Raw genomic sequence first — 15,084 nt, forward strand, 5'->3', positions numbered from 1 at the left:
CGTCGTGCGATCCTACGTGGGATGCCGACGTGTCCGGCGGCACAGCATGCGGGAGAGGCGAAGGCATGTATTACCTGGTGGCGTTGCTCGTGTTCCTGGTCGAGCTGGTCGCCGTGGGCGCGTTCGCGTCGCTCGGTCTGGCGTGGTGCGGGACCGGCGTACTCGGCTGGGTCGCCACGGTGGTCCTGTTGGTCGCCGTCATCGCCTTCTGGTCACTCTTCATGGCACCGAAGGCCCCACGTCGATTCCCTACGGTGCCGTATTACCTCGCCAAGGTGGTCATCTATCTGGCCGCGGCGTACGCGCTCTATCGTGCGGCCCCGATTGCCGCCATGATCTTCGTGATCGTCGCCGTCATCTCCGAGCCACTGTTCCACCGTCACAACATCGGTCACGACAGCGTTGCGCGGGGCTGATCACCGCGGACGACCCGATCAGTCGCCGACGGCCGCGAGGATCGCCCGGGCGTAGGCTTCCGAACGGTCCGACCCGATGATGCCCGGCGCCATCTTGTTCATCACGTATGAGACCGTCATCTTCTGCAGGGGGAACATCACCGTCATCGATCCACCCCAGCCGCCCCAGAAGCAGATCCGTTCGTCGGGGAGATACGACAGTGTCGCGGGCTCGGGCAGCCCGTAGCCGATACCCCAACGCAACGGGACGCCGAGGACGAGGTCGACACCGCGTGCCTGCTCGTCGAAGATCTGGTCGATGGTCTTGTCCGACAGCAGGTTCACGCCGTCAACGGTTCCGCCGCGCGAGATCGCCGACATCACGCGCACCAGGGCACGGGCGTTGGTGTGACCGTTCAGGGCGCCCATGTCGGCGCGGCGCCATGGGATCGTGTTGGCGGCACTCGCCTCGGCGATCGGCCCGGTGAACGTCTTGAACATCGGGGAATCGGTCGGTAGCGACGCGATGTCGATCTCCAGTGGTGGTGGCGGGATGATCTCGGCAATGCGGTCGTCGTCGGCCGGGGTGGCACCGATCTGGAGGTCGGCGCCGAGCGGTGTGGCGATCTCGTCGGCCACGAACTGCTTGAGATGCTTGCCGGTCACCCGTCGCACGATCTCCCCGAGCAGGTGTCCGTAGTCCTGTGCGTGATAGCCCGATGCCGTTCCGGGTTCCCACCACGGGGCCTGGCGCGCAAGATGTTCGATCGCGGCGTCCCAGTCGTACATGTCGGCGACGGTGAACGGTTTCTCCCAGCCGGAGACTCCGGAGGTGTGCGCCATGACGTGGCGCACCTCGATGGACTCCTTGCCGTTCTGGGCGAACTCCGGCCAGTAGGTGGCGACCGGGGCGTGCAGATCGACGAGCCCGCGCTCGACGAGCATCAGCACCGACAGCGCGGTGATCTCCTTGGTCGTCGACCACACGTTCACGATCGTGTCGCGCTCCCACGGGAGGGTCTGTGCGGCGTCGCGGTGGCCGCCCCAGATGTCGACCACGACGTCGCCGTCGATGTCGACCGCGATGGCCGCCCCGACCTCCTCGCCCGCGGTGAGTTGCGCGGCGAGCTCGTCGCGCACCCGGTCGAACCGTGGGTCGGTGTGTCCGTGGACCTCGACGATGTCGGACATGGCGGCCTCCTCGCAGGTGGTGGCGGGGCCGCCACACCTGTGCTGACTGTAGATCCGCAGGCCGGTCTGTGGTGGCGGATCGCGAGAGCGGCGCCGGGGGACGACGCGTCGGGTAACGTCCCGACCAAGCATTTGTTCGGGAGCGTTCCGTGATGCCGGGACACCAGCGCCGGATATGAGGAGGTTGCCGATGTTCGATGTGGACCGCTATGGGCCCTGGGCCGTCATTGCCGGCGGATCCGAGGGTGTCGGAGCAGGATTCGCACGTCACCTCGCCGATGCCGGCATCAACCTCGTCCTGATCGCGCGCAAGTCCGGACCACTCGAGGACACCGCGACGGAGATGCGCGGGCGCGGCGTCGAGGTCCGCACCCTGGCGCTCGATCTCACGCAGCCGTCGTCGATCGAGCAGATCGCTGCGGCGACCGACGACATCGACGTCGGTCTGCTGATCTACAACGCGGGCGCCAACAGCTACGGCCGGGCGTTTCTCGATGGTGAGCTCGACGGCTTCCGTTCGGTTCTGGACCTGAACATCACCGGCCAGCTGGCGCTGGTCCATCGGTTCGGCAGGCGGATGCGGAGTGCCGGACGCGGCGGCATCATCCTGGTCGGGTCGATGAGCGGCTACCTCGGCTCACGTGAGCAGAGCGTCTATGGCGGCGTCAAGGCGTTCGGTCGCATCTTCGCGGAATCAATCTGGCTGGAACTCCGCGACCACGGGATCGACGTCCTGGAATTGATTCTCGGCGTCACACGAACACCTGCGATGCAACGTGCCGGACTCGACTTCGACATCCCCGGCATCCGGGTGGCCGAGCCCGACGACGTCGCGGCGGAGGGGCTGGCACATCTGTCCGACGGGCCGGTCTGGGTCGCGGGTGGCAACGGGCGGGCCGTCGAGAAGCGCAACGGGATGGATCGGGCCGACCTGGTACTCGGTGCGGACGAAGCGATGCGGCGAATGCTCCCGCGCGAACGGTCGAACAGATGATGGTTCCGATCGGCGTGAACAGTCCCATCGTGACGCAGTTCCCGGGCGCGCACTCACCGTGGGAGGTCGATGCCGGCATCGACGATCTCGCGCGCATCGCCGCTGCGGCCGATCGCCTCGGCTTCGATCACCTCACGTGTAGCGAGCACGTGGCCGTACCCGTCGCGGTGGCCGACGAGCGAGGTGGCACCTACTGGGATCCGCTGGCCACCTTCGGTTTCCTGGCCGCCCGGACCGAGCGGATTCGGCTCGCGACACAGGTGTTGGTGCTGGGCTACCATCATCCGCTGGAAATCGCCAAGAGATACGGAACCCTCGATGCGATCAGCGGCGGCAGGCTGGTCCTGGGTGTCGGGGTCGGCTCGCTGGAGTCCGAATTCGATCTGCTCGGTGCGTCTTTCGCCGACCGCGGGGACCGCGCCGACGACTCCTTGCGCGCGCTGCGCGCGGCCCTCTCGGCGGAACGTCCGGAATACCATGGCGTACACCATCATTTCGCGGATGTCGTGGTCCGTCCGGCGGCGATGGCAGCGCGCGTGCCGATCTGGGTCGGCGGACGGACCGGCAGGTCGTTGCGACGGGCCGTGGAGCTCGGCGACGGCTGGGTGCCGTTCGGACTCGGCCGTCGCAGGCTCCGCGAGATGCTCGACACCACCGATCGGCGCGAGGGTTTCGATGTGGTGCTCGCGGCGGGAACGGTGGAACCCCTGGCCGAACCGGAGGCCGCGCACGACGCCGTGGCGCGCACGGTCGAAGCAGGTGCGACGATCGTGGACGTCACGATCCGGGCGTCATCGGTCGACCATTACCTCGAACAACTCGAGGCGGCGGCCGAGTTGTTCGAGACGAATTGAGCTGTGGCACATGGATTCGGGTGACGGGACGGAGATCGCCGTGGAAGATCGGGCGCTGGAAGACCGGCTGGCAGCACTCGAGGCACGTGTGCGCCGACTCGAGGATTCCGAGGAGATCACGCAACTGATCGCCTCGTACGGACCGCTGGTCGACGACGGCGACGCCGAGAATGTCGCGCACCTCTGGGACCGACACGGCTCCTACGACGTCGACGGCCTGTCGATGACGGGTCGCGACGACATCGCCGCGATGGTGCGATCGCGTCCCCACCAGGGACTGATCGCCGAAGGTTGCGCCCATCTCCTCGGACCGGTGCGCGTCCACGTCGACGGGGACAGTGCTGTGGCGGTGTGCCATTCACTGCTGATCCGACACCAGGACCACGGCTTCGTGGTCCACCGCGCGACGGCCAACCATTTCACTCTCGACCGGACCGCCGACGGCTGGCGGATCGGGTGCCGCACGAGTCGAGCACTCGACGGGCAGGAGAGTGCCCATCTGCTGCTCGGTGCCGGAGCCCGGGGAGAGCATCCGTGAATTCGGTGGCGCAGGCATGACGCCCACTGCTAACCTCCCGGAGTCCGTGCGAGACAACTCAGGAGGTGGTCACCCGTGAACGTATCGATGTGGGTGCTCCTCTTCGAGGTCACGGTCGGGCGATAGGTCGCCTGAGGAGCGCCGCTACACCAGCACTCCCGAAAGGCACGACCATGCACTTCGTTTCCGAAAAGCGTCTCGACGACGGCACTCTCGAGCGCGATTTCACCCTCGGTGAGATCCCCGGCACCCTGTGGACTCCCGCGGCCTCACCAGCGCCCCTGATCCTGCTCGGCCACCCCGGCGGACTGCGGAAGATGTACCCGCGCCTGGTGGGGCGCGCTCGGAGTTCTGTGGCGAACGGATTCGCCGCGGCCACCATCGAACTCCCCGGGAGCGGTGACCGGCCCCCGTCTCCGGAGGCCGAACAGTCCCGTGCAGATCTGCGCCGGGCGCTGGCGACCGGAGAGCCGGTCGACGAGATCGTCGACCGGCTCGTGCTCCCGCTTGTCGAGAAGGCGGTTCCGGAATGGCAGTGCGTCCTCGACGCATTGCTGTCGCTGCCCGAGATCCGCGGCCCGGTCGGGTACTCGGGCGGAGTGATCGCGATCGGTGTCCGGCTGGCGGCGGTCGAACCGCGCATCGCCGCTGCCGGCCTCTTCGCCGGGAGCTTCGTTCCCCGCGCCACGATCGACGAAGCCCGTCAGATCACGATTCCGCTGCACGTCCTGCTGCAGTGGGACGACGAAGGAAACGACCGGCAGATGGCACTCGACCTGTTCGACGCCTTCGGCTCCCAGGAGAAGACCCTGCAGGCCAACATGGGCGGCCACACGGGCGTCCCCCGGTTCGCGGGAGACGACGCGGCGAGGTTCTTCGTCCGGCATCTGACATGACTGCCGGTCGGGGTGCCTACAGACCCATGTCGCGGCCGATGAGGTCCTTCATGATCTCCGTCGTCCCACCGAAGATGGTCTGGATGCGGGAGTCGGTGTAGGCGCGGGCAACCCGGTACTCGTTCATGTAGCCGTAGCCGCCGTGCAACTGCAGACACTGGTCGATGACCTTCTTGGCCAGCTCGGTGCACCACCACTTGTTCTTGGCGGCATCCACGGCGGTCAGCTCGCCGTCGACCACTGCGCGCAGGCAGCGGTCGATGTACTGCTCGGCGATGTCGAGCTCGGTGGACATCTCGGCCAGGGTGAACCGATTGTGCTGGAAGCTGCCGATCGGTTGCCCGAAAGCCTTGCGGTCCTTGACGTATTGGAGAGTCTCGTCGAAGACTGCGCGGGCGCCGGCGATCGCGCCGAGGCCGATGGAGAGTCGCTCCGACGGCAGATTTGCCATCAGATGATAGAAGCCCCGGCCCTCTTCGCCCAGGAGGTTCTCGACGGGCACGCGCACATCGTTGAAGTGCAGTTCGGCCGTGTCCTGGGCCTTGAGGCCCATCTTGTCGAGCTTGCGTCCGCGCTCGAAGCCTTCCATGCCGCGCTCGACGACGAGCAGCGAGAAGGCCTTGTGGCCTGCGGCGGGATCGGGATTCGTCCGGCAGACCACGACGACGAGATCCGAGTTGATGCCCGCCGAGATGAAGGTCTTGTTGCCGTTGAGGATGTAGTGGTCGCCGTCGAGTGTGGCCGAGGTCTTGATGCCTGCGAGGTCGCTGCCCGCGCCGGGCTCGGTCATCGCGACCGCGAGAATCGTTTCGCCGGTGGCGATCCCGGGCATCCACCGCTTCCGCTGCTCGTCGTCGGCCAGGTTGAGGAAGTACGGGACGAGGACATCGTTCTGCAGGCTCAATCCGGGTGCGGCACCGCCGAAGCGGGCGAACTCCTCGACCACCACAGCATTGAACCGGAAGTCGTCGGTGCCGCCGCCGCCGAACTCCTCCGGAATGTTGAAGCCGAGCAGCCCGGCGTCGCCCGCCTTCTTGTAGACCTCACGATCGATCTGTCCGTTGGCCTCCCACTTCTCCACGTGGGGGGCGCACTCACGGGCCAGGAACTCGCGGGCGGTGGCGCGCAACTGCTCGTGCTCGGACTCGAAGACGGTGCGTTTCATGGTGTTACCTCAACTCCTCGGTGTGGTTCGGGTGGATGTTTCAGTGGTGCGCGGTCGGCCGGGCGCCGACGGCGCGCAACGAGGTCGCGGCGTAGGAGCCCGCCACCTCCGCGGGTGATCGGGTGCCGGACGGGTGGTACCAGGTGGTGACCTCCTGGCAGGCACCGAGCAGATAGCGCAGCGACTCCTTGACATCTCCCTCGATCTGGAAGTCGCCCGAGTCGATGCCGCGTCGCAGGATGTCCTCGAGGAGATCCTCCACCTCGGTGCGCATCCCGACGTAGTGCTGCCGGTGGGGATTGTCGTGGTCGAGATACCTGAGTTCGCGAGCAACACTTGCCAGTTCGAGGTCAGCCGTCATGTGCAGGACGATGGCCTCGACCGCATTCGACAGTTGTTCGGGCGGCGTGCCGGCGTCGCCGATCGCCGCGCGGACCCGACCGAGTACCGAACTCATACCCGCTTCGAGGAGCGCGACCAGGATGCCCTGCTTGTTCTCGTGGTGGTAATAGAGAGTCGGCAGCGAGACCCCGGCTCGAGCCGCGATGTCGCGGATCGAGGTGCCGTGGAAGCCACGATCGTGGAAGGCGTCCTTCGCCGCGGCGAGCGTGCCCGGGAGCGCGATGGGCTCGATCTGGCGCCAATCCCCAGTGGTCACCTCGGCCGCGGCCGAGGTCTCAGACACGTTCGATGATCGTGGCATTCGCCATGCCTGCACCTTCACACATCGTCTGCAGTCCGTAGCGGCCGCCGGTCGCCTCGAGGTGATTGACCAGGGTGCTGAGCAGGCGGGTGCCCGACGATCCGAGTGCATGTCCGAGGGCGATCGCCCCGCCACGCGCGTTCAGCTTGTCCGGGTCGGCACCGAACTCCTGCGCCCACGCGAGCGGTACCGACGCGAACGCCTCGTTGACCTCGTAGGCGTCGAGGTCGTCGATGGACAGGCCGGACCGTTCGAGGATCTTCCGGGTTGCCGGGATGGGCGCGGTGAGCATGAAGACCGGGTCGTCGCCCGCGAGGGAGAACGAGTGGAACCGGGCCCGCGGGGTGAGACCGAGCTTGGACGCCATCGTGTCACTCATGATGAGCGCGGCGGATGCGCCGTCGGTGAGCGGTGACGAGTTGCCCGGCGTGATGTGCCAGTTGATCTCCGGGAACCGCTGCGCATACTCCTCCGAGTAGAAGGACGCCTTGAGTCCGGACAGTTTCTCGGCAGTGGTGGACGCGCGAACGGTCTCGTCGACGGTGTGGGTGGACTTCTCGCCGTCGGCGTTCGCGACGTCGATGGGGATGATCTCCCGGTCGAAAAAGCCGTCGGCGGCGGCCTGTGCGGCACGGCGGTGCGACTCGGCGGCGAAGGCGTCGAGGGCGTCGCGATCGAACTTCCATTTCGCGGCGACGAGTTCGGCGGAGATGCCCTGTCCGACCAGGCCGTCGGGGTAGCGGGCGGCGATGCTGGGGCCGTACGGGTTCTGGCCGGCGACAGTGAATCCCATCGGCACCCGGCTCATCGACTCCACGCCCGCCGCGATCACCACGTCGTAGGCGCCGGCGATGACGCCCTGGGCGGCGAAGTGGGCGGCCTGCTGGCTGGAGCCGCACTGACGGTCGACGGTGGTGGCGGGGACCGACTCCGGGAAGCCCGCCGACAGCAGTGCGGTCCGGGAGATGTTGAGGGCCTGCTCACCGGCCTGTCCGACGCAGCCGCCGATGACGTCGTCGACGAGTGCCGGGTCGATGTCGTTGCGCTCGACCAGGGTGCGGAGGACGTGGGCGAGCAGTTCCACCGGCTGGGTCTCGGAGAGTGCGCCTCCCGGCTTGCCTTTTCCGGAGGCGAGGCGGACTACGTCGACGATGACGGCTTCAGGCATGAGAGTTCCTCCCGGAAACGGATGAGTACGGATCTGCACGCGGCGCCGAGACAACACAGAAGGGCACCGATCTAACGCTCGTTCTACGTGTCTAGCACGGCGGAACCCGCGGAATCAATACTTCCGCGGGTTCCGTTCGCGAGTGGTCGGGACAGACTGTGCTTTTCGGACTAGATCGCGCCGCGGTCCGCGTCCCCGGCCGGTACCGCCGTGAATGTCTTCACGTCGAGCGGGCCGGCGAGCAGGTTGCCGATGGCGGCACCGAGTTCGGTGAGGGCGGGCGCACCGCCGTGGGTGGCGAGGGCGTCCATCGACTCCCACTTCTCGATCATGACCAGGTCGGTCGAGTCGCCGGTGGCCTCGTTCAGCGAGTACTTCACGCACCCGGGTTCCGCGTGGACCTTCGGGATAGCGGCGAGAACGGCATCCTTGACGGCGGCCTCCTCACCGGGTTTGGGGGAGATGGTGGCGACGACGATCACTGGCGACATGCGAGATGGCTCCTTGCGTAGATCTTGATGGTGACGATCACCGTCCGACGTTAGGGCATCGGCGGGTGCTGATGGGCAATACCTCCACAACCGTTGTCCACAGGGGGTTTTCAGTCCGTCCGTGGCTGTTCGAGGTACGCGACGATCGCATTGGTGAGACCCCGACGGGCCTCGTCGAGATCCGAGTACGTGCCTAGCTGCGCTTCGGAGACCATGCCCCGCATCGAGCCGGGGATGAACGCGGCAACCTCGCGGACCCGGACCGGGTCGACGTCGAGGTCTGCAAACGCCTTCTGGCAGGACCGCGCCCAGCTCTCCTTCCAGGAGGCGAGCTCGGCGGCGGTGTTCGGGTAGAGGCGCTCGAGCTCGGCGTGGTCGCGGGGCAGCGCCGCCCGCAGATTCTCGATGGCGCGGGCGTCGACCGATGTCGTCAGACCGACGAACAGCATATCGATGATCTCCGCGACACGTTGGTGCAGCGGCGCCGTGTTGTTCTCGCGATACGGCAGCTCGCCTCGTCGTTCCGCGCTGCGTCGCAGGACGGCCGCCCACAGTCCGTCGACATCGCCGAACTGGTATTTGACGGTGCCCCAGGTGGCGCCGATGTCTTTCGCGATGCGATTGGCGGACACCGATCCGGGGCCGCCCGACGCCAGCGATCTCAGTGCGGCGTCGAGCATTGCCTGACGGGTGGCGACGCCGCGGCGGTTGGTCCGTCGGCCGCTGACGCCCGCTCGGGTGGTCATGCCTGCCGATCCTAGCCGGGTTCGACGATGTTTCGTAGAACCCCCTGTCATTCTTTCGTAGAACCCACTACCATTTTGGATGCCCAGAACTCGGCCGTGCGGGAAAGGACGATCGACATGGCGAAACCGCCCCTGTCCATGGAGCCGACAGGCTGGTTCCAGGTTGCGTGGTCGGCGGAGATCACCGAACGCGACGTGCGCACGATGAAGTACTTCGGCAGGGAGATGGTCGCCTGGCGGTCCGCGTCCGGTGTGGTGTCGGTGTTCGACGCCTATTGCGAACACCTCGGTGCACACCTCGGCTTCGGCGGGCACGTCGAAGGCGAGAACCTCGTGTGCCCGTTCCATGGGTGGGAATGGAACGGCGACGGCCGCAATGTGTGCATCCCGTACGAGAACCGCCCCAACAAGGGCAGGCGGATCCGCAGTTATCCGGTCGTCGAACGGAACGAGGCGGTGTGGATCTGGTACGACGTCGACGGCGGCGCACCGTACTTCGAGGTGCCGGACATCTTCGCGGATTTCGGCGACGGGCGGACGGCGGCCGATTACTACCCACCGGTGCCGGACGCGACATTGTTTCGCGAGGGGCTCGAGATGCATCCGCAGTACGTGATGGAGAACGGGGTCGACTTCGCGCACTTCAAGTTCGTACACAAGACGCCGTTCATGCCGGAGTTCACCCGCCACGACTTCTCCGGACCGGTGTCCTATGTCGACTTCACCATCGCGTTCGACGAAGGTGCGACGCTCGAGAACGCCACCAGCGGAGTCGAATCGATCAACGCGGGCCTCGGCTGCTCGGTCACCAAGAGCTGGGGGATGGTCGACAACCGCACCATGCCGGCGGTGACGCCGGTCGACGAATACACCTCGGACATCAGGTTCACCGTGTGGATCGGCCGCAAGCCGGGCGAGGACGACGGGCCGATGACCAAGTACGGCAAGACGATGGCCGACTTCGTCATCGAGCAGTTCGCGGCCGACATCCACATCTGGTCGCACCAGCGTTACTCGGACCCGCCGGCGTTGTCGCGCAAGGAATACCAAGGTTTCACTGCGCTGCGTGAGTGGGCCGAGCAGTTCTACCCCGACGGCGGACCCGCCGGTCTCGATCCCGCACGGCCCGAGAGTGGCGCTGTTCTCGCGGCGGCTTCATCACGACAGGAAGGCATGACCAGATGAGTACTCCCGACAAGATCCGCGTGTTCCAGGTGGCCACCGGAAATCTGGGCACCGAGATGATCGGGCGCATCCAGAACCATCCCGACCTGGAGCTGGTCGGATTGCATTGCTACACAGCGGACAAGATCGGTCGTGACGCCGGCGAGATCGTCGGACTCGACCCGGTTGGGGTGATCGCGACGGGGTCCGTCGACGAGATCATCGCCGCGAAGCCCGATGTGCTGACCTTCCACGGCGTCTTTCCCGACGAGGACCTCTATGTCCGGGTGCTCGAGGCCGGCATCGACATCGTCACCACGGCGGACTGGATCACCGGCTTCCATCGCAATACCAACCATCCGCATCCGAGTGGCCGCAAGACCACCGAGATCCTCGAAGAGGCTTGTCAGAAGGGCGGTTCCACGTTCTACGGGACCGGCATGAATCCGGGTGCCTGCCAGGTGCTGGGCATCGTCGGCTCGATGGACGTCGCCGACATCGAGAACGTCACGGTCACCGAGTCGGTCGACGTCTCGTGCCACCACTCGGTCGACACGTGGAAGGCGGTCGGATACGGACGCCCGGTGGACGATCCCACGATCCCGGACTCGCTGCGTAAGTACACCGAGGTCTTCGCTGATTCGGTGTACCTGATGGCCGACTGCTTCGACCTCGAACTCGACGAGGTGACCTTCAGCTATGAACTCGGGGCGTGTACCAAGGACATCGATCTCGGGTGGTACAGCCTGCCGCAGGGATCGCTCGGCGGTAGCTACATCAAGTACCAGGGCATGGTCGACGGCGTGGCGCGGGTCGAGTCGCACCTGGAATGGCAGATGACTCCCTACACCGATCCGTCGTGGGACATCAAGGGCTGCTACATCACCCAGGTCACCGGCGATCCGTCGATCTACAGCAAGCACATGATCTTCCCGAAAGCAGGTGTCGACCTGTCCGATCCGTCGTCGTTCGCGTCGATCGGCATGACGGTGACCGGTCTGCCCGCGCTGAACTCCATCAGATCCGTCGTGGCGGCACGACCGGGAATCCTCACCAGCGCGGATATGCCGCTGCGGGGATTCGCGGGACGGTTCAAACTCTGAGGGGTGCTCCCGCGCGTAGGGTCGAAGCCATGGCCAGAACCGTTGCGACGTCTGATTCCGTCGACCGCTCCGCTCTCCTCGACTTCATCCGCCCGCGACATCGGATGGTGCTGAACACCGTCCGCAGCGACGGCACACCTCAGATGTCGCCGGTGTCCGGTGGCGTCGACGACGAGGGCCGGATCGTGATCTCCACATACCCGGGACGGGCCAAGGCGGCCAACGTCCGGCACACCCCGGTGGTGAGTGTGTGCGTGCTGTCGGATGAGTGGAACGGCGCGTGGGTGCAGGTCGACGGCGATGCCGAGGTGCTCGACATGCCCGAGGCCGAGGACGCCCTCGTCGACTACTTCCGCAGCATCTCCGGTGAGCATCCCGACTGGGACGAGTACCGTGCCGCGATGCGGTTGCAGGGCAAGTCGTTGATCCGGGTCACGCCGACCCGATGGGGGCCGGTGGCAACCGGCGGGTTCCCGGCCGACGTCGCGACCAGACTCGACGAGCAGGACGGGTGAGGGGCGGTACCCCGGGGTCCCCGAGTCCGGTCACGTGCGCGCCTTCGCGAACTCGGTCACCAACGAGGCATTGAAGGCGGGCAGGTCGTCGGGCCTGCGGCTGGTGATCAGCGTGTTCGGACCTGACCTGTCCACCACGACCTCCTCGTCGACCCAGGTGCCGCCGGCATTGGTGAGGTCGGTGCGCACGCTCGGGTAGGACGTGAGGGTCCGGCCGCGGACGACGTCGGCCTCGATCAGCGTCCACGGCGCGTGGCAGATTGCGGCGACGGGTCTGCCGGCGTCGAAGAAGCTCTTGATGAATGCCACCGCGCTGTCGACGGTGCGCAGGAAGTCGGGGTTGGCCACTCCGCCGGGCAGGACGAGCGCGTCGTACTCGTCGGCCTTGGTGGTGTCGGTCGTCGCATCGACCGGAAAGGTGTCGGCCTTGTCGAGGTGATCGAACGCCTGGATGGTTCCGCTCGCCGTCGAGACAAGTTTCGGTGTTCCACCGGTTGCCTGGACGGTCTTCCACGGCTCGGTGAGTTCCACCTGTTCGGTGCCTTCGGGTGCCACCAGGAAGGCGACGGTGATTCCGCTGAGTTCTTCGGGCATGACTTGTGTCCTCTCGGCGTGATGGGGAAGGGGCCCCTGACCGCCTGCCGCGCTGTTGGACAGACCCTGCTGATCTCGACCGTACCCCGGTCGCGTGGGCTGTCGAGCCGTAACCGCGGGCGTAGCGTGGTCGCCATGTCTGTCACATCCGATGTCGCCGTCGTCGGAGCCGGGATCATCGGTCTGTCGACGGCATATCAGCTTGCCGAACAAGGTCTTTCGGTCACCGTGTACGAGGCAGGGGTGCCGGGTCGAGGCCAGTCCGCCGGGCAGTCGAGGATCTTTCGCCATGCCCACGACGATCCGCGCCTGATCGCCTTGGCGGTGCGGGCACGTGAGCAGTGACGGAACTGGTCGGATGCGTTCGGCACCCTGCTGGTATCCGACGACGGTGCGCTCGCGCTCGGTGGCACGGTCCCCCGACGGCTGGCCTTGCTCCGGGAGGCGGGCGTTCCCGCCGAGGCGATCGATCGGGGAACATTGCGCGAACTTCTTCCGGCTCTCGCCGACTACGACGGTGACGCGATGCTCGATCCCGGCGGCGGCTCCATCGACACCCGGGCGGCGATCGAGGCGTTGCGGTCGCGATTCGCGGACCGGATCGTCGCCGAACAGGTGATCTCCCTTCATCACCGCGGTGACGGCGTCACCGTGCATGCTCCGACGACGCTCGGTGAGCACGGCGCGGTGGTCATCTGCGCCGGACGTGGCACCGCTGCCCTGGCCCGTGGCGTCGGCCTGGCATTGCCGGTGCGACTCGGCGCACACGTGCGGGTGTCGTTCGCGACTCGCGGGCGTGTGGATCGGCTCCCCACGTTGCAGGACGGGAGTGGTGCGTTCGGTGCCACAGGTGTGTACGCGGCCGCGTACCCGGACCGCTCGGGATACGGGCTGGGACTGTCGGAGAACGTCGAGGCACACGATGACGGCGCAATCGACGACGGCCCTCGTCTCACTCGATTGGCCTCTGCGGCAGCCGAATACGTCGAGCGGGCGTTGCCGGGGATGGACCCGACGCCACGCGATGTCGTGCATTGCTGGGTGACCGGTCTGCCCTGGGGCGACGACGGAGTGGCGATCTGGCGGGAAGGCCGGGTGTTCGCGGTGGCGGGTCACAACTTGTTCAAGCATGCGCCGGTGATCGGAGAGGCCGCGGCAGCCGCGGTACGGGACGGGCGGGTGCCGCCGGGCTTCACCGCCGACGATCGGCTGGGCGCTGCGGGGTGAGGGTTGCTGTGGGCGGGAAACGTGTTGCTGTCGGCGAGGATGGGGTTGCCGTGGGCGGGGATGCGGTTGCTGTCGGCGGGAAAGGCGTTGCTGTCAGCGGTCGTTCGGGCGCCAGCGCAGGATCTCCAGGGCAGCGGCCACGTCGACGAGATTCTCGCCGATCGGTCGGGGGAGGAGCTCGTCGGCTCTGGCCAGACGTCGGATGACGGTGTTGCGGTGGGCATACAGCCGCTCGGCGGTGCGAGAGGTGTTGCACTGCTCGGCAATCCAGGTGCGCACCGTCTCGATCACGTCGCCCTCGGCGACGGCGAGATCGCCGAGGGTGTCGGTGAGGAACTCCTCGGTGGTGGTCGGGTCGGTGGTCAGCAAGGCGACCAGCCGGACATCTTCGTGACGGGCGACCTGCTGTGGGGAGGCCAGCTGCGCGACGAGGCGTTGCGTCGCCAGTGCCTGGAAATGACTGCGGCGGAATCCGTCTAGGTCATGTCCGGGTCGTCCGAAAGCGACACGGACCCGGGGGTGATCGGAGATCGTCCGGATCGTCGGCACGGAGTTCGTCGGCAACCAGATCCACAGGGCCGCGGCGCTCGCGACAACGGTGAGTCGCTCCCGGTGATCGGTCGCCTTGGTCACCGCATCCGCGACGGCCTCGAGATCATGGGCGGCGCCGCTGCCCGCATCGCTCCAGATCACCGCCGCGATGTGCGGACCGCTGAGCCGGTAACCCAGCTGTGTCTGCGCGCGGCTCGCCGGGATCGGTGCGCCCTCGAGGAGCAATGCGACCGTCGCCCGACGTTCGGCGTGGGTCCCACGGGTCAGATCCGCCCGCTCCACCTCCATCCGCGCCGACATCGCCGCGACGGTGTCGTCGATGAACGTCGAGATCGACAACGACGACAGTTCGAGCAGTTCGCGGAGCTCGGCCGGATCGTCGGTGAGGCCGAAACAGATGTCCATCCAGCGGCGCCACGCCACTGTCTGGGCCGTCCGAAAGGAGTCCAGCGAGGATTCACCCAACCCACGTCGTACCAGGTCGCGCGCGGTGTCGAGGATGTCGTCGGTGAGGTTGACCGAGACCCGGCGGCCGGGTTCGTGGATGTTCGCGGCCGCCCAGTGCAGCATGTTGGCGAGGTTGGTGCGGCGTGCGCCTTCGGCGAGTACCGGGTCGTCGGCGACCGTCGTCATCCGGACCCCGCCCAGCGCGGCCGCGTGCATCTCCTCGATCCACTCGTCGGGTGGGTTCAGGGCGGTCTCGGCGCCCCGCCTCAACAGCTCTCGAATCCGTTCCGACGGTCTCGGCCAGTCCGACGTACCGACTGTCATGCGCACAATTCTGCACC

The 15,084-nt window shown here is 66.8% G+C and carries 16 protein-coding genes and 1 pseudogene; 9 read left to right on the forward strand and 8 right to left on the reverse strand.

Annotated features, from left to right (window positions below; translation table 11 throughout):
* Positions 1–65: 65 nt before the first annotated feature.
* Positions 66–416, forward strand: a complete 351-nt coding sequence (locus OVA31_RS12620) for a DUF2568 domain-containing protein (protein WP_267627007.1) — start codon at positions 66–68, stop codon at positions 414–416.
* 18 nt (positions 417–434) lie between these two features.
* Here OVA31_RS12620 and OVA31_RS12625 read toward each other — a convergent pair whose 3' ends face one another.
* Entirely contained in the window at positions 435–1,586 is a 1,152-nt protein-coding gene (locus OVA31_RS12625; protein ID WP_267627008.1) for a serine hydrolase domain-containing protein, read from the reverse strand.
* Between the two features lie 190 nt (positions 1,587–1,776).
* Between OVA31_RS12625 and OVA31_RS12630 the strand changes: the two genes are divergently transcribed.
* From OVA31_RS12630 to OVA31_RS12645, 4 genes are all read left to right on the forward strand, one after another.
* Complete coding sequence (locus tag OVA31_RS12630) at positions 1,777–2,580, forward strand: SDR family NAD(P)-dependent oxidoreductase (RefSeq protein WP_267627009.1); 804 nt, start codon at positions 1,777–1,779, stop codon at positions 2,578–2,580.
* Positions 2,577–3,434 carry an LLM class F420-dependent oxidoreductase gene (locus tag OVA31_RS12635; protein ID WP_267627010.1) on the forward strand — a complete coding sequence of 286 codons (858 nt, stop codon included), beginning with the start codon at positions 2,577–2,579 and terminating at the stop codon, positions 3,432–3,434. Before OVA31_RS12630 ends, OVA31_RS12635 begins: the two co-directional genes overlap by 4 nt.
* A 10-nt stretch (positions 3,435–3,444) precedes the next feature.
* Complete coding sequence (locus OVA31_RS12640; protein WP_267627011.1) at positions 3,445–3,972, forward strand: nuclear transport factor 2 family protein; 528 nt, start codon at positions 3,445–3,447, stop codon at positions 3,970–3,972.
* 173 nt (positions 3,973–4,145) lie between these two features.
* A complete protein-coding gene (locus tag OVA31_RS12645) occupies positions 4,146–4,868 on the forward strand; it encodes a dienelactone hydrolase family protein (RefSeq protein ID WP_267627012.1) in 723 nt (240 codons plus the stop codon).
* Between the two features lie 16 nt (positions 4,869–4,884).
* Here OVA31_RS12645 and OVA31_RS12650 read toward each other — a convergent pair whose 3' ends face one another.
* The 5 genes from OVA31_RS12650 to OVA31_RS12670 form a co-directional block, all read right to left on the reverse strand.
* Positions 4,885–6,033 (reverse strand): acyl-CoA dehydrogenase family protein, encoded by a 1,149-nt coding sequence (locus OVA31_RS12650; RefSeq protein WP_267627013.1) that lies wholly within the window; start codon positions 6,031–6,033, stop codon positions 4,885–4,887.
* A gap of 40 nt (positions 6,034–6,073) precedes the next feature.
* Positions 6,074–6,736, reverse strand: a complete 663-nt coding sequence (locus tag OVA31_RS12655; RefSeq protein WP_420714017.1) for a TetR/AcrR family transcriptional regulator — start codon at positions 6,734–6,736, stop codon at positions 6,074–6,076.
* Positions 6,711–7,904 carry a thiolase family protein gene (locus OVA31_RS12660; protein WP_267627015.1) on the reverse strand — a complete coding sequence of 398 codons (1,194 nt, stop codon included), beginning with the start codon at positions 7,902–7,904 and terminating at the stop codon, positions 6,711–6,713. The genes OVA31_RS12655 and OVA31_RS12660 overlap by 26 nt, the downstream gene beginning before the upstream one ends.
* 170 nt (positions 7,905–8,074) lie before the next feature.
* Positions 8,075–8,395 carry a putative quinol monooxygenase gene (locus OVA31_RS12665; RefSeq protein WP_164308087.1) on the reverse strand — a complete coding sequence of 107 codons (321 nt, stop codon included), beginning with the start codon at positions 8,393–8,395 and terminating at the stop codon, positions 8,075–8,077.
* 110 nt (positions 8,396–8,505) lie between these two features.
* A complete protein-coding gene (locus OVA31_RS12670; RefSeq protein ID WP_267627016.1) occupies positions 8,506–9,141 on the reverse strand; it encodes a TetR/AcrR family transcriptional regulator in 636 nt (211 codons plus the stop codon).
* A 117-nt stretch (positions 9,142–9,258) separates the two neighbouring features.
* Here OVA31_RS12670 and OVA31_RS12675 point away from each other — a divergent pair, with 117 nt between their 5' ends.
* From OVA31_RS12675 to OVA31_RS12685, 3 genes are read left to right on the forward strand one after another with little or no spacing between them, the layout of a single operon-like run.
* Positions 9,259–10,326 carry a Rieske 2Fe-2S domain-containing protein gene (locus OVA31_RS12675; protein ID WP_267627017.1) on the forward strand — a complete coding sequence of 356 codons (1,068 nt, stop codon included), beginning with the start codon at positions 9,259–9,261 and terminating at the stop codon, positions 10,324–10,326.
* Positions 10,323–11,408: a dihydrodipicolinate reductase gene (locus OVA31_RS12680; RefSeq protein ID WP_267627018.1), complete on the forward strand. Its 1,086-nt coding sequence runs from the start codon at positions 10,323–10,325 to the stop codon at positions 11,406–11,408. The genes OVA31_RS12675 and OVA31_RS12680 overlap by 4 nt, the downstream gene beginning before the upstream one ends.
* A gap of 29 nt (positions 11,409–11,437) precedes the next feature.
* Positions 11,438–11,923, forward strand: a complete 486-nt coding sequence (locus tag OVA31_RS12685) for a PPOX class F420-dependent oxidoreductase (RefSeq protein WP_267627019.1) — start codon at positions 11,438–11,440, stop codon at positions 11,921–11,923.
* Positions 11,924–11,953: 30 nt separating this feature from the next.
* Here the strand turns inward: OVA31_RS12685 and OVA31_RS12690 are convergent, their stop codons facing one another.
* Complete coding sequence (locus tag OVA31_RS12690) at positions 11,954–12,517, reverse strand: type 1 glutamine amidotransferase domain-containing protein (protein ID WP_267627020.1); 564 nt, start codon at positions 12,515–12,517, stop codon at positions 11,954–11,956.
* Between the two features lie 135 nt (positions 12,518–12,652).
* On the opposite strand from OVA31_RS12690, the pseudogene OVA31_RS12695 reads away from it, so the two are divergent.
* Positions 12,653–13,744 (forward strand): annotated as a pseudogene (locus OVA31_RS12695) (NAD(P)/FAD-dependent oxidoreductase).
* A gap of 93 nt (positions 13,745–13,837) precedes the next feature.
* On the opposite strand, the gene OVA31_RS12700 reads toward OVA31_RS12695, so the two are convergent.
* Positions 13,838–15,067 carry a PucR family transcriptional regulator gene (locus OVA31_RS12700; protein ID WP_267627021.1) on the reverse strand — a complete coding sequence of 410 codons (1,230 nt, stop codon included), beginning with the start codon at positions 15,065–15,067 and terminating at the stop codon, positions 13,838–13,840.
* Positions 15,068–15,084 lie beyond the last annotated feature (17 nt).

It is taken from the genome of Gordonia sp. SL306, assembly GCF_026625785.1.
GTDB lineage: Bacteria > Actinomycetota > Actinomycetes > Mycobacteriales > Mycobacteriaceae > Gordonia.